The following is a 19,426-nucleotide window of genomic DNA, read 5'->3' on the forward strand; positions in this document are numbered from 1 at the left end:
GCACCGGTGGACCGCCCGCCCCATGAGGCGCCGACGCGCACCGACCCCGTCGCCTCGGCGATGTCGGAGGTCGTCGGAGGTCCCGTGGGGGCGCACGCGGCCGGCCACCGCTGGTGGAACGCCCAGCGCGTCCTCCTCGGTGCCACCGCGCTCGTCCTGGCCGGCGGGATGGTGAGCAAGACGGCGTGCGTCCCGTCCGGGTGGAGCCGGCCCGACCAGCCCTTCGCGCAGCTGTGCTGGAGCGACCTGGCCGGCGCGTCCGCCGACGCCGGGTCGCCGCCGCAGGTCGCCACGTGGCTGGTCCGGCTGGCCGAGGCGCTCCCCGGCTCCGGCACGGTCGCCACCACCGCCGTCCTGGCCGTCCTCCTCGCCGCGCTCGCGCTCGTCGCGACGGCCCTCCTCGTCCGGGTCGACGCACGCCGGCCGTGGGCCGCAGCCGGCTGGGCGATGTCCCCGGTCCTGCTCGTCCACTGGCTCTCGTGGGAGCTGGTGGCCGCGGTGGGGGTGGCCGTCCTGCTGTGGGGCTGGACGTCGGGCCGGCCCTGGCTCGCCGGAGTCGGTGCCGGCATCGGTGCCGCCTTCGCCCTCCCGGTGGCCGTCGCCCTCGTCGGCGTGGTCGCGGTCGGCGGGCGACTGCGCGACCGCGTGGACGCCCTGCTCGCGGCGGCCGCGGCGTACGTCGTGGTCACGCTGCCCGGACGGGCGCGGGTCGAGAACCCCGACCTCGGGTCGATCTGGCTGCTGCTGGACCAGCTCGGCCTCGGGGGGTCAACGGCGTCGCGGACGCTCGTGCAGCTCGCCGTCCTCGCGGCGGCCGGGGTTGCCGTGTGGTGGCTGGTGCGGCGCGCCGGTCGACCCTCCGTGCTGACCACCGCCCGGGCGGGACTGGTCCTGCTCGCCACCGCGCTCGTCGTGGCGCCCTCGGCCCCGCCCGAGACCGCCCTCCTCGTGCTCCCGCTGGCCGCCGTCGCCGTACGCCGCTGGCGCGACCTGCTGGTCTGGCAGGGACTGCACCTCGTGAGCTGGGTGATCACCGGGTGGTACGTCGGGCAGGCCCTGGTGCCGACCGTGGCCGACGACGGCCGGGCCTACTGGCTCGCGATCCTGCTGCGGGTCGCCGGCCTGGTGTGGCTCGTGGTCGCGGTGCTCAGGGACGCCTCAGCCGACGACGACCCGGTCGAAGTCGGTGGCGGTGAACCGGACCCGGACGTCGATGTCCTCGCCGATGCGGGGCACCCGCGCCCCTGACGGGACGAACAGCATCGAGGCCTGCATGTGCGGCGGCTCGGCGAAGAGGCGCTGCTTGCCGTCGATGGAGAACGGCGACCGGACGAACCCGACCGCGTCGAGGCCGCCACGGGCGAGGGTCGCCGCGCGCGCCTTGAGGGACTGGTCACCGGTGGGCGCCTCGAGGCCGATGCCGTGGGCCGTCCCGCCGCTGACGACCACGATGTGCCCGTGCTTGGGCGCGCTGCGGCCGCGGTAGCCGAAGGTGTCGCCGCGCTCGACCTCGTGCACGTCGAGCACCGTCGAGGTGACGGCGAGCGCGCCGCGGTCGCCGAGCCACAGGTCGGTGCCGATGCGCGGACGGACGGTGAAGTCGGGATAGCTCGTGGCAAGCCGGGCCAGCTCGGCGCCGGTCAGGTGGGAGACGTACACGGTGCGCGTGGGCAGGCCCGAGGCGACGACGTCGTTGATGAGCCGGGTGACCTCGCCGAGGTGCGAGGTGGTGTTGAGCGGCAGGTGCATCGCGACCCCGCGCAGCCCGCTGCGCTCCGGACCGAGCGCATCGGCAGCTGCGGCGAGGTCCCGGCGGGTCATGCCGTGGCGCAGCATCGAGGTGAGCTGCTCGAGGACGAACCGCGCCCGTGGGTGCCGCTCGCGCAGGGAGGCGAGGTCCTCGACGCGGCTGACGGTGTGGACGACCCGCGCGGACGTACGCGGGTCGAGGTCCAGCGCCGCGCCGAAGGGCCGCCACGGGGTGAGGACCAGCAGGTCGCCGTCGTAGCGCGTGGCTGCTTGCTCCACCTCGTCGTAGGTGCCGACGGCGATCGTGTCGACCGGCGCCCCGGTGTCGGCGACGTGGTCGGCGAGCCACTGTGCGCGGCGGGCGAGGCGACCGAGGGTGAGGCCGTAGCCGTTGCCCTTGGCGACCGGGACGATGCCGGGGTGCCGCTCGACGGTCGCGAGCAGGTGCCGGCGCCACCGCTCGCCGTCGACGGTGAGCGTCAGGCTCATGCGCGTACTCGCTCGCTGCGCTCGCTCATCCGCGCCTCACCCTCTCCGGGCCAGGTAAACCTGGAACGCCTTGTAGATCGCCCGGTTGATCGGCAGGTCCCACTCGCCGGCGTACTCGACGGCCTCGCCGCCCGTGCCGACCTTGAACTGGATCAGCCCGACGTGGGGGTCGTCGGCGTCGAGGGTCTCGGTGATGCCGCGGAGGTCGTAGACGTGGGCGCCGCCGGCCAGGGCGTGGCGGACCATCGCCCACTGGACGGCGTTGGAGCCGCGCACCTCGCGCTTCTCGGTGGAGGACGCGCCGTAGGAGTACCAGGCGTGGGTGCCGACGCGGATCGCGATGGTGGCGGCGACGAGGTCGCCCTCGTGCCGGGCGAGCCAGAGCTGGATCCGGTCGGGGTCCTCGGCGGCGAGCGCGTCGTACATGGTCTCGAAGTAGGACAGCGGTCGCGGGGTGAAGTGGTCGCGCTCGGCGGTGTGGACATAGAGGTCGTGGAACGCCTTGAGGTCGGCGCGCTCACCGAGCGAGACCTCGACGCCCGCCTTGTCGGCCTTCTTGATGTTGCGCCGCCAGAGCTGGTTCATCCCGGCGAGGACGTCTGCCTCCGAGCGCGGCTCGCCGGCCTCGTCGACCAGAGGGATCTGGAAGTTGAACTGCGGCTGCCCCGCGGAGAAGCCGCCCTCGGCCGTCTGCTGCTGCCAGCCCAGCTCGTGCAGCTGGGCGATGACGCACGCACCGTCCTGCGACCGCTCGTGGGGAGGCACGTCCCCGAGCCGTCGTACGGACTCGTCGGCGATCCCGGCCTTGACCTGCGCGGCCGACCAGCGGCGGGTCACCACCGGCGGCCCCATCCGTACGGCGAACGCGCCCTGGCGCTTGAGGTGCGCCACCATCGGCGCGAGCCACTCCTCGAGGTCGTCGCCGGCCCAGTCGATGACCGGGCCCTCGGGCAGGTAGGCGAGGTAGCGCCTGACCTTCGGCAGCTGCCGGTAGAGCACGAGCCCCACGCCGACGACGTCGCCGTCTCGGAACCAGCCGATCGACTCGGCCTTCCAGTCGGCCTTCACGCTCGCCCAGGCCGGGGTCTGCAGGAAGCTGGCGGACGACCTTCCGGCGATGAAGTCACGGTGCTCCTGCGCGGAGATCGGGCGGAGCGTCAGGGGGGTCGTCACCCCGGAGAGGCTACAAGGGACCAGACACGACCCCCGTACGTGTCTGGTCCCTTCGTCAGAAGAGACGCAGCGGGGGCCGGTTTGGTTGCAGTCCTCAGGACCTTGTCCTCGCAGTGGGACCGCCGGTTTCGTCAAGATCCTCTGGACTTCTTCAAGAAAGGTTTCATGTTCAACCGAATCCGCCCTTTAGGCGTACCCCCTGTGGTGGGGCCGACGTTCTCTGGTGTGAGGGGGCCGCGATGCGGTCTGTGGGAGATCGAAGGTTCTTCGCGCCCCCGCCACGTTCGCGCGACAGGCGCGGGCACCAACCCCTGGGGGATCCATCATGACCTCGAACAACAGCTATCGCCTCGCCCCGCGACTCGGCCTCGCCGCCCTCGTCTGCCTCGGCATGGTGACCGCCGCGCCCATCGCCGCCCTCGCCGACCCGCCCGGCAACAACGGCACCGTGAAGATCGCGCCGCTGGGTGACATCGACTCCATCCCCGACAACACTCCGCACGTCGGCTGCAGCTTCGACGTCGAGTGGTACGGGTTCGACGAAGGAGCCGACATCGTCTCGAACGTCGCCTTCGAGGAGCAGGCTCCGACCACCGGTGTCGGGATGACCGTCTCCGGACCTCCGCAGGTCTTCGTCGGCGGCGACCCCGCGACGGGCGCGGGCACGCCGACCGGCCTCGACGGCCGACAGACCTACACCCTGTCGTTCACCGGCGCTCCGCACCCGCAGCAGGGCTACCACGTGAAGCTCACGATCGCGACGCCCGGTTCCATCGGCAACGACACCAAGACCAAGGTCTTCTGGGTCGAGGGCTGCGCGCCGACGACCCCGCCGACGACTCCGCCGACGACTCCGCCGACGACCCCGCCGACGACCCCTCCGACGACCCCGCCGACGACCCCGCCGACGACCCCGCCGACGACCCCGCCGACGACCCCGCCGACGACCCCGCCGACGACCCCGCCGACGACCCCGCCGACGACCCCGCCGACTCAGCCTGAGACGCAGCCGGAGGAGACCGAGGAGCCGGAGGTGCTGGGCGAGCAGGCGTTCGCGGACGACGACGACAACCCCGGCAGCAACAACGGCGGCAACGACTCGACGAACCCGTCGGCCGCTCCGTCGCAGCAGCAGCAGCTGCCGACCGCGGTCAACGCCGGTCTGACCGGCGCCGAGCCGGCCGGACCGAGCCCGACCCAGGTCCTGCTGGGAGCGCTGCTCGTGCTCCTCGGCGGCGTCTTCGCCGGCCTCGGGTGGCGCCGCGCCCGTGGCTGATGCGCACGGCCGTCGGCTGACAGCCGTCCTGCTGGGAGCAGTCGCACCCGCGCTCGTCGCGGGTGGGCTGCTCCTGGCCGGCGGCGGCCTCGGTGGGACCCCTCCGTCCCCCGAGGCCGCGTCGACGTCGCAGCCTCCCGCTGCGGTGCAGGTGCGCGAGCCGGGGCGTACGGCCGGGTCGTCGCCGAGCCCGGCACCGACCCGGGCGCCCGCCGACCCGGGCGTACGTCCCGACCTCGTCGTCGTGCCCGACCTCGGGGTCCGGGCGCCGGTGACGGGCATCCGCACCGAGGACGGCGCGCTCACGCCCCCCTCCGACCCCCAGCAGGTCGGATGGTGGACCGGCGGCGCCCGCCCCGGCGCGTCCGCCGGGGCAGCCGTCGTCACCGGGCACACGGTGCGCGCCGGTGGGGGTGCCTTCGACGACCTCGAGACGCTGGCTGCCGGCGACGACGTGCTCGTACGCTCCGGGGCGCGCGAGGTGGCCTACGTGGTCGACGCCGTCGAGGTGCTCAGCCGGGACGAGCTCGCGCGCAGGAGCGCGTCCCTGTTCTCCCGGAACGGTCCGGGTCGCCTGGTGCTCATCACCTGCGAGGACTGGGACGGCACCGCCTATCGCAGCAACGTGGTGGTCACGGCGCGCCCGGCCGGCTGAGTCCGACCGGGCCCCGGTGGGGTCAGAGGTGCTCGCGGAGCCACGCGAAGTCCGCGAGGTGCTCCGCGGGCCCGCCGGGCGTCTCGCAGATGACCGGTGCTCCGGCCTCGCGCACCACGGCGGCGAACTCGTCGGCCGGCAGGTGCCCGTGGCCGAAGTTGGCGTGGCGGTCGGCACCCGAGTCGAAGCCGTCGCGCGAGTCGTTGGCGTGGACGAGGTCGATGCGGCCGGTGATCGCGCGGACCTTGTCGACCGCGTCGCCGAGCTCGATGCCGCCGGCCCACGCGTGGCAGGTGTCGAGGCAGAAGCCGACGTGCTCGGCGCCCTCGGCCGCCGAGATCGCGTCCCAGACGCCGGCGATCCGGTCGAGGTGGCGTGCCATCGCGTTGTCGCCGCCGGCGGTGTTCTCGATGAGGAGGGGGATCTTGAGGTCGGTGGCCTCGATCGCCTTGCGCCAGTTGTCGAAGCCGACGGCCGGGTCGTCGGCCTTGTTGACGTGGCCGCCGTGGACGATCAGTCCCTTGGCCCCGATCTCGGCCGCCGCGTCCATGTGCTGCTGGAGCAGCTTGCGGCTGGGGATGCGGATCCGGTTGTTGGTCGTGGCGACGTTGACGATGTAGGGCGCGTGGACGTAGAGGTCGACGCCCGCCTCCTCGGCCGTCGACCGCAGTGCCGCGGGCCCGCCCTCGAAGCGCACCTCGGGCCCCTTGTAGCCCTGGGGGTCGCCGAGGAAGAACTGCACCAGCGTGGTGCCGCGCGCGGCCGCCTCGGCGATCGGGTCGGTCTGCTCGACGTGGGCGCCGATCGGCAGTGGGGTGCTCATGAGGACCAGCCTAGGAGGACCCCCAGACACCCGGCGACCACACCGACGAGGGCGACCACCGCGAGCCAGCCGGGCCAGTCGACGGGGTCGCGGGGCTCGGTGCGGGACGTACGCCCACGGCGCGGGGCCGGGCCGAGGCGGTCGGGCACGGGCGGGCCGGCGGGCGGGGGCACCGGCAGCCGGCGGAGCAGGCGCAGCGCAGCGTCGGCGGTGGCGAGACGCTGCTCCGGGTCGCTCACGAGCAGGCGCTCGAGGAGCGGCCGGAGCGGGTGGGAGGGAATGTCCCGCTGCCGTGCAGGGGGCAGTCCGGTGACGAGCTCGAGGGCCACCCGTCCCACGGCGTACAGGTCCTGGGTCGGCTCCGGAGGCGCCCCGCGGGCCTGCTCGGGAGCCATGTAGCCGTCGGTGCCGATGGCGCCGGGCACCGTGGTGAAGCGGCGGTCCGCGATCGGCGCAGCCACCCCGAAGTCGCCGAGCCGCAGGTGCGGTGGGCCGTCGCCGGTGGCCTCGAGGAGCAGGTTGGCGGGCTTCACGTCACGGTGCACCAGCCCCGCCGCGTGCACGGCGCCCAGCCCCATCAGCAGCTGCTCGACGAGGAGCGCGGCGGTGCCGGGGTCGAGGGGGCCGTGCTCGCGCAGCAGGTCGGCGACGGAGCCGCCGGGCACCAGCTCCATCGCGAGGACCACCAGGTCGTCCTCCGCCGCCCATCCGTGCGGCGCCACGACGTGCGGGTGCCGCACCCGGATCGCCTGCTCGCGCACGAAGCGGGCCAGCAGCGCCGAGCCGTGCCGGCCGAGCACCTTGAGGGCCACGTCCTGCCCGGTGCGTAGGTCGTGGGCGCGCCACACCGAGCCCATCCCGCCGCTGCCCACCTGGTCGAGCAGGCGGTAGCGCCCGGCCACCACGGTGGCGGAGCGGGGCGCTGTCGCGGGCACCCCTCGACGCTAGCGCCGGGCGAGCGTCGCGGGGGCGTCCTCCACAGGCTCGGTCCGGGCGACGCGGGCTGCTCGGGGGGCGGTCACCGGATATCCGGTGACCGCCCTGCTTACAGGTAGAGATCCGTGCCTCGAACCACGAAACTCGGGTGCGAAGCCCCCGGTGGCCGGCCCGCTGCGCGGCTTGGCGAGCCGACGATTCCGGGCGTACGTCCCCCGCTGGTAATCTTCCCGGGTTGCCTTCGGGTGACCGCGGTGCCGCGACCCACGTCGTACGCCGTGAACGCACAGTCCCTCCTGCCACGGAAAGCCCGTGGCCGCTCTAGCCCAGAGGAGGTGGAGACCGCTATGCGTGCTTATGAAGTGATGGTCATCCTCGAGCCCAGTCTCGACGAGCGCACCATCGAGCCTTCGCTCGACAAGTACCTCAACGTCATCCGCAAGGACGGCGGCTCCGTGGAGTCCGTCGACGTGTGGGGCCGTCGCCGGATGGCCTACGAGATCAAGAAGAACGCCGAGGGCATCTACGCCGTCATCCAGCTGACGGCCGAGCCCGCGACGGTCAAGGAGTTCGACCGCCAGCTCACGCTGAACGAGTCGATCCTGCGCACGAAGGTCATGCGTCCCGACGCCCACTGATCGCCCGCTCGGGCATCTGTGGAAAGACCCTTCCCGCTGTCGGTGAGTGCCTGTTTGATGGGCGCATCACCGGGAGCACTCCCGGATCATCAGGACATCTAGAGGAGACCTGACATGGCAGGCGAGACCACGATCACCGTCATCGGCAACCTCGTCGACGACCCGGAGCTGCGGTTCACCCCCTCGGGGGCACCCGTGGCCAACTTCCGGATCGCGTCGACGCCGCGCACCTTCGACCGCCAGAGCAACGAGTGGAAGGACGGCGACACGCTGTTCCTCTCCTGCGCTGTGTGGCGGCAGGCCGCGGAGAACGTCGCCGAGTCCCTCCAGCGGGGCATGCGCGTGATCGTCCAGGGTCGCCTCAAGTCGCGTCAGTACGAGACCCGCGAGGGTGAGAAGCGCACCGTCTTCGAGATCGACGTCGAGGAGGTCGGCCCGTCGCTGCGTTCTGCATCGGCCAAGGTCACCAAGACGACTCGACAGGGCGGCGGTGGCGGCTACTCCGGCGGTGGCGGCGGCGGTGGCTACTCGGGTGGTGGCGGCGGTGGCGGGCAGCAGTCCGCGTCCGCGCCGGCCGACGACCCGTGGGCCAGCCCGGCGCCCGCGCAGGGTGGCGGCGGCTGGGGCGGTCAGTCCCAGGGCGGCCAGCCCCAGGGTGGCGGCCAGTCCGCACCGCCCAACGACCCGTGGGCCACGCCCGGGGTCAGCGGCGGCAACGACGAGCCTCCGTTCTGATCAGGATCTCGATACGCACCTCGTTCCTCGGCGCTACTCGATCACCGACCGGTAGCTGACCCGGAACACCAGCAAGACATTCATTCCATTCCGTCCCTGATTTGCCTCAGGGCCGGGCTCACTGAAAGGGAGCACCACAATGGCCAAGGCAATTCTGCGCAAGCCCAAGAAGAAGGTTTGCCAGTTCTGCAAGGAGAAGGCGACCGGTGTCGACTACAAGGACACCACCCTCCTCCGCAAGTTCATCTCCGACCGCGGCAAGATCCGCGCCCGTCGCGTGACCGGCAACTGCGTCCAGCACCAGCGCGACGTGGCCATCGCCGTCAAGAACGCGCGCGAGCTCGCCCTGCTGCCCTACACGTCCACCGGTCGCTGAGAGGAGCGGGAGACATGAAGCTCATCCTGACCCAGGAGGTCGAGGGCCTCGGTGCCCCCGGTGACGTGGTCGAGGTCAAGGACGGCTACGGCCGCAACTACCTCGTCCCCCGTGGCCTCGGCATCCGCTGGAGCCGCGGCGGCGAGAAGACCATCGAGTCGATCAAGACCGCCCGCACCGCCCGCGCGGTGCGCGACGAGGACCACGCCAAGGACGTCAAGGCCAAGCTCGAGGCCAACGCTGTCATGGTGAAGGTCCGCGCCGGTGAGGGCGGTCGCCTGTTCGGCGCCGTCACCACCACCGAGATCGCCGACGCCATCACCGCCGTGTCCGGCGAGAAGGTCGACCGCCGCACCATCGTGGTGGTCAACCCGATCAAGACGCTCGGCGCCCACGAGGTGTCGGTCAAGCTGCACGACGAGGTGTCCGCCACGGTGGCCCTCAACGTCGTCCCCGCCTGACGCGACGCGCACCGTACGACCCACGCTCGGCCCGCTGCCCCTGAGGGGTGGCGGGCCGTCGTGCTGTCCGGGACTACTCGGTCGGCTTCTCGCAGAGCGCGGGCGGCCGGCTGCCGCCGGAGTGGTACTCGTACGTCCGCCCGCCGGCACGCAGCGTGATCCGCAGGCCGTCGACGAGCGCCTGGGTGTACATCTCACCCGGCTTGGCGCAGCCGCGGCTGCCGTCGCGCCAGGTGACCTCCTCGGTGGAGACCACCTCCACCTCGTCGGCCGCGATGTCGAGGGTGGCGGCCAGGTCGTCGACCGCCAGTACAGCGTCGGCCGGCGCGCCCGACGAGGGGCTGGAAGAGGGACTGGACGAGGGGCTGGGGTCCACGGCTGTCTCCTGGCCGGTCGGGGGCTGGTCGGTGCCACCACAGCCTGCCACCAGGACGGAGGTCACCAGCAGCAGGGGGAGGCGGCGCATCGCGTGCATCACCCCAGTCTGACGGCAGGGCTCCCGGAGACGTTCCGCACGTGACGGGTTCCAGACATGACGAAGGGGCCGGCGGTGTTGCCACCGCCGGCCCCTCCGTGTGGATCAGGTGAGGATCACCTCGATCAGTCCTTGACGACCCTGATCTTCAGCCTCTCCTTGCTGCCGAGCACCGCGGCGTCACCGAGGTACTCGACCTTCACCTTGATCTTGCCGACCTTCTTGGCCTTCGGCAGCTTGAGACGGGCCTTGCCGTACTCGTTGAGCGTCAGCGTCCAGGTCCTCTTCTTGAGCACACCCTTGACCGTCACCTCGACCGTGCCGGTGGGCACGACGTTGGGGGCGGACACGGCGATCTTGAGCTTGGCGCGCTTGCCCTGCTTGATCACCTTGGGGGCGTCCACGTCGATCCGGGACTTCACCTTCGGCGTCGGGGCACCCGGGGCCGAGACCACCAGGTTGACCGGCGCCGAGGTGCTGCCGAGGTTGGCGGGGTCACCGAGGTACTTCGCGGTCACCGGGATGGTCCCGGCGGTCGTGAAGCCGCCGAGCGTGGCCGTGGCCTTGCCCGTGGCGTCCAGGGTGGCGGAGGTGACCTTGCGGTCGCCCGCCCAGAACTCGACCGTGCCCGTCGCGACCGTCTCGCCAGCGCTGAAGACCGTGGCCGTGGCCGCGGTCGTCTGACCGGTCTCGATGCGGTCCGGGTTGATCGACAGCGCGACCTCGCTGCGCTCCGAGGCGCCCTTGACCACGACCGTGTCGGTCGCCGACGCGGGCTTGGCGCCCGGGTCGTTGGTCGTGTGGACGGCCTCGTTGACCAGCCGCTGGCGCTCGTGGACGTCGCCGTCCACGGTCACCTGGTAGCTGAAGCTGGCGCTCTCGGCGACCGGACCGTCGTAGGTCGCGCAGACCACGAGGCCGTCCTCGAGCACCGGACCGGCGTTGCCGGCGTTGACCACGGCCTGCCCCGACGTGCCACCGGCGTTCTCGGTGCCGATCGTGACCGGTGCTCCGGCGTTGCCACCGAGGAGGATGCCGTTGCCCGCGGTGATGTTGTCGTAGGCGAACCACATGTCGTTGCTGCCGTCGACGACCCAGGCCTGCATGTCGAGCTGGCCGTAGGTCGCGGTCTCGTCCTCGAAGAACCGCATGTTGTCGTACTCGATGATGCCGATCTCACCGGGGTCGAACCCGTTGGCGCCCGCGGTGCTGGCGAGGGTGACACCCGCGCCGGACGCCGCGTCGTAGCGGAACTCCATGTCCTGCCAGAGCATCGCCGCCACGTTGTTGGGCTTGGCGACGTCGGGGACGGACTGCACCGTCCACGGCTCGTCGCCGGCGCCCGGGTCGCCGTAGCCGTCGCCGTAGGTCAGGAACCCGTCGTCGGCGAAGCTGAGGCCACGGTAGGACGTGCCGTAGAACCCGAAGTCACCCGTGCCGAAGGCGTCGAACGTCGCCGTGTCACCGGTGATCCCGTCGTCGGCCGGGATGTTCAGCCCGGCCAGGTCGAGGTAGCCGTCGAACGGCGTGGTGCAGGACGCGTCCTCCGCGCTGGTGGTGAAGGAGTAGGTGCCCTCGAGGCCGTACGTCGTGGCCAGCTCCCCGGTCCACGACACCGTGCCGTCGGCGAAGGTGGCGCCGTCGGTGGCAGAGCCCTCGACGTACGTCGTGCCCTCGGGCAGTGCGTCCGTGATGGTGTAGGTCAGGTCCTCGCGCGAGACGTTGGGCGCGACCTCGACGGTGTAGGTGATGGTGTCACCCGGTGCCGCCTCGTCCACGTCCGCGGTCTTGGTCACGTCGTCCTCGACGCGCTCGACCGTCACCGGCACGACACCGATGTCGCCCGGGCTGGCCGGCGAGGTGCCGAGGGTGAGCGTGCCGTGCCAGGTCTGACCGGCCTCCATGTCGTCCTCGTCCCAGAAGGTGCGGATCGAGAACGGCGTGGCGGCAGGCAGGGCGCCCTCGGGGCCCTCGGCGCGCAGGTTGCCCTGGTCGCCGGCGACCACCGCGGTCACCAGGTCGGTGGTGTCGGTGCCACCGGCCGTGGAGGCCTCCCAGTTCTGCACCAGGACCCAGTAGGTGCCCGGCTCGGGGTTGGCGATCTCGACGACCTCGTCCGAGCCCGCGCTCGCGCTGAGTGCGATCTCGTTGGCCGCGGACACCTCGCCCGTTCCGACGTAGAGGTCGAAGTCGGGCGCCGTCGGGTTCTCCAGCTTGGCGATGAGGCTCGTGGCGCCCGCGGGCACCTCGAGCATCTCGACGTGCGTGCCGTTGCCGTCGTACGGGTCGGTGTTGGTGCTGTCCTCGGCGATCGAGAGCTCGACGCTGTCCTCGGGGACCAGACCACTGGCGTCGACCTGCAGGTCGCTGATGGCGATGGCCTCGAAGCCCGACTCCACCTGGGAGCCGGCGTCACGACGGGTGGTGATGTCGATCGACTCGGGGAGCACGCCGGCCGACGGCAGGACGCCGACGGGGAGGTGCGCCACGGGGGCCTCGGAGCCGGCGGGCGGCGTCAGCACCAGGGTGCCGAAGAGCCACGTGTCGGTGTCCACGCCGGCGTCGACGGTCGCGGTGACGGTGACGTCGGCGGTGCCGCCGTCGGTCAGCGCGACGGTGTCGACGTCGGTGTCGAGGGTGACGCCCTCGGAGATGTTCTCCACCGAGACCGTCCACGTGCCGGCGCCGGTGGCGGTGCCGGTGAGCGTACGGGTCCACTCACACGTCTGCAGGCACTCGTCGTCGGCCATGCTCGCGGTGTTGAGCTCACGGACGTCGCCGCCGAGCGCGGGGTTCGCGCCCTGGTAGCCGGCGAGGTCCTCGTCGAGCACGAAGCCGGCCTTGGCGGCACGACGGAGCTCGATGCGACCCGAGCCCATGTCGAACCAGTCGGCAGCGGTGCCGTCGGAGTCGGTGATGTCGCGCTCCGCGGTGGTCATCAGCGCGGACTGCGCCTCGGCCGGGCTCCACTGGTCGGCCGCGGGGACGTCGAGCTGCATGCCCCTGAGGAGCGTGAGCGCGCCGGCCGTGTGCGGGCTGGCCATCGAGGTGCCGGAGATGAACTCCCAGACGACCTCGTCCTCCGCGCCGGCCGCGGCGAGGATGTCCACGCCGGGAGCCGAGACGGAGGGGCTGATCATCGACACCGCGCGGTTGGGGCCACGGCTGGAGAAGGCGGCCATGATGTCGCCGTTGGCGTCCTTGACGTCGGCGACCGAGCCGGAGAGCGCGGCCTTCTCGCCGGTGACCGAACCCATCCACTGTCGGAGGGCGACGCCGTCGTCGTAGGTGATGTGCGCGGCCGGGAGGGCGTGCGCGTCACCGTTGAGGGAGTTGCCGCTGGCCGGGTCGTTGGCCAGGATCATGCCCTCGGCGTTGAGCGCGGCGACGACCTCGCCCTTCTCGACGCGACCGGTGACGCCGCGGTCGCACAGGATGATCTGGCCGGCGAGGTCGGTGCCTGCCGGGAACTTCTCGGCCTCGCAGAGCGCGTTGCTGTTGATGGAGCGAGCGTCGACCAGCGGGTAGGCGGCGTCCGTGGGGCCGGACAGACCGGCACCCGCGATGTCGGCCGGACCTGCCCCGGCGTCCGAGGCCAGGTCGGTGACCGAGGAGACGTACTTGCGGTCGTGCGTGGTCGCACCGACCGTCGTCATCCACGGCACGTCGCCCGGGCTCCCGAGCGTGGCGGCACCGGGGCCGGCGTTGCCGGCCGAGGTGGCGACGTGGATGCCGGCCTCGCGGGCGTTGAGGAACGCGACGGCGTCGGGGTCGGTCCAGGGGTTGGACGCGGCCGAGGAGCCGATCGAGTAGTTGATCACGTCGACGTCGTCGAGGATCGCCTGGTTGATGGAGGCCAGGATCGAGTAGCCCTGGCAGCCGCCGTCGCAGACGTCGTAGCCGATGATGTTGGCGTGGGGCGCGACACCCTTGATGGTGGACGTCACGGAGAACTCGTTGGGAGTCCCCTTGGCGGCGTACGCGGTGGCGTCGACCTGGTTGCCGGCCGTGGTGCTGCCGGTGTGGCTGCCGTGGCCGTCGTCGTCGTAGGGGTCGTCGAACGGGTCGCCGCCGGCCGCGGGGTTCTCGAAGTTGTAGTAGCCGATCAGCTTGTCGTTGCAGCCCCAGTCCGCGACGTACTGCGCGGTGTTGGCGGGGTCGCACATGCCGAGGTAGTTGCCGGCGCCGAGCGGGTTGGTGTGGTCGTAGCCGTCGCCACCGTCCTCCGCGGGCACCACGTCGGCGAACGACGGGTTGCTCGGGTTGAGGCCGGAGTCGAGGATGCCGACGATGACGCCCTCACCCTTGTTGCCCTCGAACGCCGCGGGGACGTTGGTGCCGTCCCAGATGGACGGCGCACCGATCCACTCGGGGCCCTTGTCGGTGGTGAGCTCGCGCTCGAAGTCGACCTGGACGGCCGCGACGCCGTCGAGACGGGAGACCTTCTGTGCCTGCGCGCGGGTCAGGTTGACCGCGATGCCGTTGATCGCCTCGGTGTAGCGGTAGAGCACCTTGGCGCTGCCGCCGGTGACCTCGGAGATGGAGGAGACCAGGTCGGCCTGCTCGGACTTGATCTCCGAGCGGTAGGCCGACTCCGACTGCGTGCTCGCCTCGCCGCGGCTCTCGGCGCCGGCGCGGGTGGGCACTGCAGGGGCGTCCAGCTGGACGATGTAGGTCTCGGCCTTCGTGCCGGTGCCGAGCTCCAGCACCGTGCCCTTCTCGAAGGCCTGCGCGGGGGTTGCCTTCTCAGGCTTGAGGCTGCCGGGGTCGAGGTCGGCTGCGTTGGCAGCCGTCCCCCACGGCACGAGTAGTGCGGCAGCGACGCTGGTGGCAGCGCCTGCCGCGATGGTGCGACGGATCACGCGGATCTCCCGTTCGACGAGACTGGTCCGACCGCATGACGACGCGCCCCCGAGAGCGAATGCGTACGTCATCCAGGCGGGATGAGGGTGGAGCCCCTGTATCTGAAGTCACACGTGGGGCGCGTGTCAACGAAAACCGCGCCTGAAGATTCTCTCGTAACTGAGACGTAACCCCGGAGTGTCTCCGCGTGTATCAGCGCGCCGGCCGCGGACCGTCCGTCCGGGTCGCGGCAGGGAAGCGGTCGGGCCGGGCCACGACGGCGTCGACGACGACCCGCTTGTTGCTCAGCGACTCGATGACGATCGGGCCAGAGCGGATCCCGGAGTAGCGGTCGATGACGACGACCTGGCGCACGGCGGCCTTCGGGCCGGAGAGGTCGACGACGTGCCACGCGCGCCTGCCGACGCGCACCCGCACCTTGCCGTAGCCCGGGCCGCTCGGGGCGAGGAGGCGGAGCTCGCCGACCTTGGCGCGGGGCAGCACGAGCCGGGCCCCGCGTCGGGTGGCCCGGAGAGCGTCGCCGCGGAAGAAGCCCGCGTCCCGCACCTTCTTCCAGCCGCGCTGGCGGGTGAGGTTGCGGGGGACGAAGAACTCGACCGGTGCGGACCAGGCGCTGGCGTTGCCGGCGGAGTCGACAGCTCGCGCGGCGAACCGGTGCCGGCCGGCTCGCGGGTCCTCGAGCTCCCACCGGCCGGCCGTGCAGGCGACGGGTCGGCCGTTGTCGGTGCACTCGATCGTCGCGCCCGCCTCGCTGCTGTTGAGCCGGATCGGCACGCTCGCGCCGGTGACCACTGGCTGGGTGGGCGTGATCTCGTCGTAGGACGTGGAGGTCACGAAGACGAACGGCGCCCGGGTGTCCTGGCCCCAGCGGACCGTGGCAGGGCTGGGGTCGTGGTCGGGGGTGTCGGCGACCGCCGGGGGCAGCAGCGGGTTGACGTCGGGGCTGCGGCCGGCGTCGCCGAGGTCGACGGCGCGGGCCTGGAAGACGTACGTCCCGGCCGCGGCGTCGGGGAGGTCGGCGTAGGTCACGGGGCTGGTGCAGGCGCGCCAGCCGTGGGCCTGCGGCCCGCCGGCCAGCGTGCACTCGAGGCCGAAGGGACCGGCGTCACCGTCGGAGACCTGGGCCTGCACGGCGAAGGTCATGGCGGAGACGTTGACCATGCCGGCAGCGTTGGGCGTGGTGGACACCGTGAGGGTGGTGTCGGGCGGCGTGCTGTCGTCGCAGCCGTTCTGCAGGATGCTGGGCGCGGTCTCGTCGACGCATCCCGGCTCGGCAGCCGCGGGTCCGGCTCCCGCCAGGGGGACGAGTGCTCCTGCGACGAGCGTGACGACCCCCAGCCGGACTGCCAGCCGGACGGCTGCGCGCTGCTTCTCCATCTGACCCACCTCGGACCCTCCCACGGTCGTGATGCCTGCTCAACGAGCAGACGTCGCTCCGGTCACGAGCCACCGGTCACCGCGTGCGCGCCAGGACAGCAGCACCCCGCGCGCGCCCATGAAGACGAAGGCCATCGCGACCCAGACCGCCACCAGGCCCTGCGGGAGGGTCGCGGCCCAGAGCGCGGCGGGGGCGTACGCCGCAAGCACGACGAGCCCGGCCCAGGCGAGGTAGACGCCGTCGCCGGCGCCGATGAGGACGCCGTCGAGGACGAAGACCATCCCGGCGAGCGGCTGCCCGAGCGCGGCGACGAGCAGGACGGGCACGAGCAGGTCCCGCACCGCGGGGTCGGTGGTGAACACCGCACCGATGAACGGGGCGACCGCGGCCAGTGCGAGCCCGGCCACGATCCCGCTGCTCCAGCCCCACCTGACCATCCGGCGGGTGAGCCGTCGGGTGCCGTCGACGTCGCCGCTGCCGAGGGCACGGCCGGTGAGCGCCTGCGCGGCGATCGCGATGGCGTCGAGGGCGAAGGCGAGGAAGCTCCAGAGCGTGATGGCGATCTGGTGGGTGGCGACGTTGACGTCGGTGGCCTGGGCGCCGACGCGGGTGACGGCGTACGTCCCGACGAGCAGGCAGGCGCGCAGCGCGAGCGTACGGACGACGAGCGCGACGGCGGCGTGCGCGGCCGCGGCGATGCCGGCGCGGTCGGGGGACAGGGGTGCGTCGTGTGCGCGGGCCGCGCGGACCACGACGACGAGGAACCACGCGGCGCTGATGACCTGGGCGAGGACGGAGCCGATGGCGGAGCCTGCGATCCCGAGGTCGAGGCCGTAGACGAGGACGACGTTGAAGACGATGTTGAGGCCGTTGCCGACGACGGCGACCAGCAGCGGCGTACGGGTGTCCTGCAGGCCGCGCAGCACGCCGGTCGCGGCGAGCATCACGAGCAAGGGCGTGGTGCCGAGGAAGGCGATGGCCAGGTAGGTCTCGGCGTGGTCGGCGACCTCGGCGCCAACGCCGAAGGCGCCGACCAGGGTCGGGGTCAGCACGATGCCGGCGACGGTGGCGAGGGTCCCGATGAGCACCGCCAGCCAGACGCCGTCGACGCCCTGGGCGAGGGCGGCGCGGAGGTCGCCGGCGCCGAGGTGTCGCGCCACGCTCGCGGTGGTGCCGTAGGCGAGGAAGACGCACAGGCCGACCACCGTCTGCAGGACGGCCGCGGCGACGCCCAGGCCGGCGAGCTCCGGGGTGCCGAGGTGGCCGACGATCGCGGCGTCGGAGAGCAGGAACAGCGGCTCGGCGACGAGGGCGAGGAAGGCGGGGACGGCCAGGCGCAGGATCTCGCGGTCGGTCTCGCGGTTGGTCTCGCGGTCGGTCGTCACGCGTCGAACTCTAGGAACGACGCCCGACGTCGGCCGTGCCGGACCTGATACCGGCCGGCTCCCGGCGCGTACATAGTCCCTTCGGACTACCTGTGAATGGCCGTGTGGATGACGCGCCGATGGTGCTGGTCACGGCGGGGTGGTGACCGAGCGGACGGCATCTTCCAGATGTCGGACGGGTGAACGACCGCCGCGGCCGTGTATTTCTCCTCCACAGCCTGTGCGTCGCGTTGTCGCAGGTCAGAGCGGTGTTCGGTCGGTAGTTCGTCCTCATGTCCACAGGTTCGTCCACGTCATGTGCACTGCTGCCTGCGTGTCGTCCACCCTCGTCCGCAGGTTCTCCACAGAGCCTGTGGATAACTCTGCCGCGCTGGCTTCCCCTGAGCCGTCCGGAGCACGTACGGTCTCGCGCGGACGTGGATCTGGACGCCACTCGCGGGCCCGGGTCCGCAGCGGTGTCGGTGGTCGCACCTACCGTCGAGGACGGTGGGTCGAGAGTGGGTCGTGGTCGGACCGTGGGCGGCACAGGAGTGGAGGAGCGCGGAGTGAGCATCGCCTTCGAAGGGGACACCGACGAGGCCTGGGGCGACGGCCCGGCGGCCTACGAGCCCGGTCATTCGCCACGCTCGGCCGGTGACCGTACGCCTCCCCAGGACAACGCCGCCGAGCAGAGCGTGCTGGGCTCGATGCTGCTGTCCAAGGACGCGATCGCCGACGTCGTCGACGTCATCAAGGGCGTCGACTACTACCGTCCGGCCCACGAGATCATCCACGACTCGATCATCGACCTCTACGGTCGCGGCGAGCCGGCCGACCCGATCACCGTTGCCGCCGAGCTGCAGAAGCGCGGCGAGCTGGTCCGCATCGGCGGCGCCCCCTACCTGCACACCCTCTCGGCCAACGTGCCGATCGCGGCCAACGCGGGCTACTACGCCGAGATCGTGCGCGACAAGGCGATCCTGCGTCGCCTGGTCGAGGCCGGCACCCGCATCGCCGCCCTGGGCTACGCCGGCGAGGGCGAGATCGACGACGTGGTCGACCACGCGCAGGCCGAGGTCTACAAGGTCACCGACCGGCGCGCGGCCGTCGACTACGCGCCGCTGAGCGACATCATGAGCGGCGTCCTCGACGAGATCGAGGCCATCGGCAACCGCGAGGCCGGCCTCTACGGCGTGCCCACGGGCTTCGCCGACCTCGACGACCTGACCAACGGTCTGCACTCCGGACAGATGATCATCGTCGCGGCTCGACCCGCTATGGGGAAATCAACTCTGGCTTTGGACTTCTGCCGCGCGGCGTCGATCCACAACAACCTCACCAGCGTCTTCTTCAGCCTGGAGATGACGCGCTCGGAGATCATGATGCGCCTGCTCTCCGCCGAGGCGAAGGTGCCGCTCAACCACATCCGCAACGGCACGATGCGCGACGACGACTGGGAGAAGCTCGCACGCAAGATGGGCCAGGTGTCGGGGGCGCCGATGTTCATCGACGACAGCCCCAACATGACGATGATGGAGATCCGGGCCAAGGCGCGGCGGCTCAAGCAGCGCCACGACCTCAAGCTCATCGTCATCGACTACATGCAGCTGATGAGCTCGGGCAAGAAGGTCGAGTCGCGTCAGCTCGAGGTCTCGGAGTTCTCCCGCAACATCAAGCTCCTCGCCAAGGAGCTCGAGTGCCCGATCATCGCGCTGTCGCAGCTCAACCGTGGTCCCGAGCAGCGTGGCGACAAGCGCCCGATGATGAGCGACCTGCGTGAGTCCGGCTCGCTCGAGCAGGACGCCGACATGGTGATCCTGCTCCACCGCGACGACGTCTACGAGAAGGAGTCGACCCGCCCCGGCGAGGCCGACCTGATCGTGGCCAAGCACCGCAACGGTCCGACTCGCGACCTCACCGTGGCCTTCCAGGGCCACTACTCCCGGTTCGTCGACATGGCCCAGGGCTGAGCGTCCGCTGCCTGCGTCCAGGAAGAAACGGGACCGGAGCATCACTGCCTGTCGAGCGGGTACCG

16 protein-coding genes are annotated in these 19,426 nt (G+C 71.8%); 8 read left to right on the forward strand and 8 right to left on the reverse strand.

Annotated elements, in window-relative coordinates:
- Window positions 1-6: 6 nt before the first annotated feature.
- Entirely contained in the window at window positions 7-1,248 is a 1,242-nt protein-coding gene (locus AC57BS_RS23440) for a hypothetical protein (RefSeq protein WP_496413848.1), read from the forward strand.
- Here the strand turns inward: AC57BS_RS23440 and AC57BS_RS23445 are convergent.
- On the reverse strand, window positions 1,159-2,238 hold the full coding sequence (locus tag AC57BS_RS23445) for an alanine racemase (protein WP_496413849.1): 1,080 nt from the start codon (window positions 2,236-2,238) through the stop codon (window positions 1,159-1,161). The genes AC57BS_RS23440 and AC57BS_RS23445 overlap by 90 nt on opposite strands.
- A 36-nt stretch (window positions 2,239-2,274) precedes the next feature.
- A complete protein-coding gene (locus AC57BS_RS23450; RefSeq protein ID WP_496413850.1) occupies window positions 2,275-3,411 on the reverse strand; it encodes a lipid II:glycine glycyltransferase FemX in 1,137 nt (378 codons plus the stop codon).
- Window positions 3,412-3,736: 325 nt separating this feature from the next.
- On the opposite strand from AC57BS_RS23450, the gene AC57BS_RS23455 reads away from it, so the two are divergent.
- Entirely contained in the window at window positions 3,737-4,687 is a 951-nt protein-coding gene (locus tag AC57BS_RS23455) for a hypothetical protein (RefSeq protein WP_496413851.1), read from the forward strand.
- Window positions 4,680-5,342: a class F sortase gene (locus tag AC57BS_RS23460; RefSeq protein ID WP_496413852.1), complete on the forward strand. Its 663-nt coding sequence runs from the start codon at window positions 4,680-4,682 to the stop codon at window positions 5,340-5,342. The genes AC57BS_RS23455 and AC57BS_RS23460 overlap by 8 nt, the downstream gene beginning before the upstream one ends.
- A gap of 22 nt (window positions 5,343-5,364) precedes the next feature.
- Here the strand turns inward: AC57BS_RS23460 and AC57BS_RS23465 are convergent, their stop codons facing one another.
- Entirely contained in the window at window positions 5,365-6,165 is an 801-nt protein-coding gene (locus tag AC57BS_RS23465) for a deoxyribonuclease IV (RefSeq protein WP_496413853.1), read from the reverse strand.
- Complete coding sequence (locus AC57BS_RS23470; protein WP_496413854.1) at window positions 6,162-7,100, reverse strand: serine/threonine-protein kinase; 939 nt, start codon at window positions 7,098-7,100, stop codon at window positions 6,162-6,164. Before AC57BS_RS23470 ends, AC57BS_RS23465 begins: the two co-directional genes overlap by 4 nt.
- Window positions 7,101-7,448: 348 nt before the next feature.
- Here AC57BS_RS23470 and rpsF point away from each other — a divergent pair, with 348 nt between their 5' ends.
- From rpsF to rplI, 4 genes are all read left to right on the forward strand, one after another.
- Entirely contained in the window at window positions 7,449-7,739 is a 291-nt protein-coding gene (rpsF, locus tag AC57BS_RS23475) for a 30S ribosomal protein S6 (RefSeq protein WP_496413855.1), read from the forward strand.
- Between the two features lie 114 nt (window positions 7,740-7,853).
- Window positions 7,854-8,474 (forward strand): single-stranded DNA-binding protein, encoded by a 621-nt coding sequence (locus tag AC57BS_RS23480; RefSeq protein WP_496413856.1) that lies wholly within the window; start codon window positions 7,854-7,856, stop codon window positions 8,472-8,474.
- A gap of 139 nt (window positions 8,475-8,613) precedes the next feature.
- Entirely contained in the window at window positions 8,614-8,850 is a 237-nt protein-coding gene (gene rpsR / locus AC57BS_RS23485; protein WP_056603689.1) for a 30S ribosomal protein S18, read from the forward strand.
- Between the two features lie 14 nt (window positions 8,851-8,864).
- A complete protein-coding gene (gene rplI, locus AC57BS_RS23490) occupies window positions 8,865-9,311 on the forward strand; it encodes a 50S ribosomal protein L9 (RefSeq protein WP_496413857.1) in 447 nt (148 codons plus the stop codon).
- Window positions 9,312-9,384: 73 nt separating this feature from the next.
- On the opposite strand, the gene AC57BS_RS23495 is transcribed toward rplI, so the two are convergent.
- The 4 genes from AC57BS_RS23495 to AC57BS_RS23510 all read right to left on the reverse strand — a co-directional run bounded on the left by AC57BS_RS23495 (window position 9,385) and on the right by AC57BS_RS23510 (window position 17,412).
- The gene (locus AC57BS_RS23495) at window positions 9,385-9,786 is read right to left on the reverse strand and encodes a DUF8738 domain-containing protein (RefSeq protein WP_496413858.1); all 402 of its coding nucleotides are present in this window, start codon (window positions 9,784-9,786) and stop codon (window positions 9,385-9,387) included.
- Between the two features lie 125 nt (window positions 9,787-9,911).
- The gene (locus AC57BS_RS23500) at window positions 9,912-14,648 is read right to left on the reverse strand and encodes a S8 family serine peptidase (protein ID WP_496413859.1); all 4,737 of its coding nucleotides are present in this window, start codon (window positions 14,646-14,648) and stop codon (window positions 9,912-9,914) included.
- Window positions 14,649-14,841: 193 nt separating this feature from the next.
- Window positions 14,842-16,026, reverse strand: a complete 1,185-nt coding sequence (locus tag AC57BS_RS23505) for a hypothetical protein (protein WP_496413860.1) — start codon at window positions 16,024-16,026, stop codon at window positions 14,842-14,844.
- Between the two features lie 39 nt (window positions 16,027-16,065).
- Window positions 16,066-17,412 carry an MATE family efflux transporter gene (locus AC57BS_RS23510; RefSeq protein ID WP_496413861.1) on the reverse strand — a complete coding sequence of 449 codons (1,347 nt, stop codon included), beginning with the start codon at window positions 17,410-17,412 and terminating at the stop codon, window positions 16,066-16,068.
- Window positions 17,413-17,963: 551 nt separating this feature from the next.
- Between AC57BS_RS23510 and dnaB the strand changes: the two genes are divergently transcribed.
- Window positions 17,964-19,361, forward strand: a complete 1,398-nt coding sequence (gene dnaB / locus AC57BS_RS23515; protein ID WP_496414226.1) for a replicative DNA helicase — start codon at window positions 17,964-17,966, stop codon at window positions 19,359-19,361.
- Window positions 19,362-19,426: the final 65 nt, after the last annotated feature.

The sequence above is a fragment of the Nocardioides sp. BGA-UO-ETr-FS32 genome (assembly GCF_059567905.1).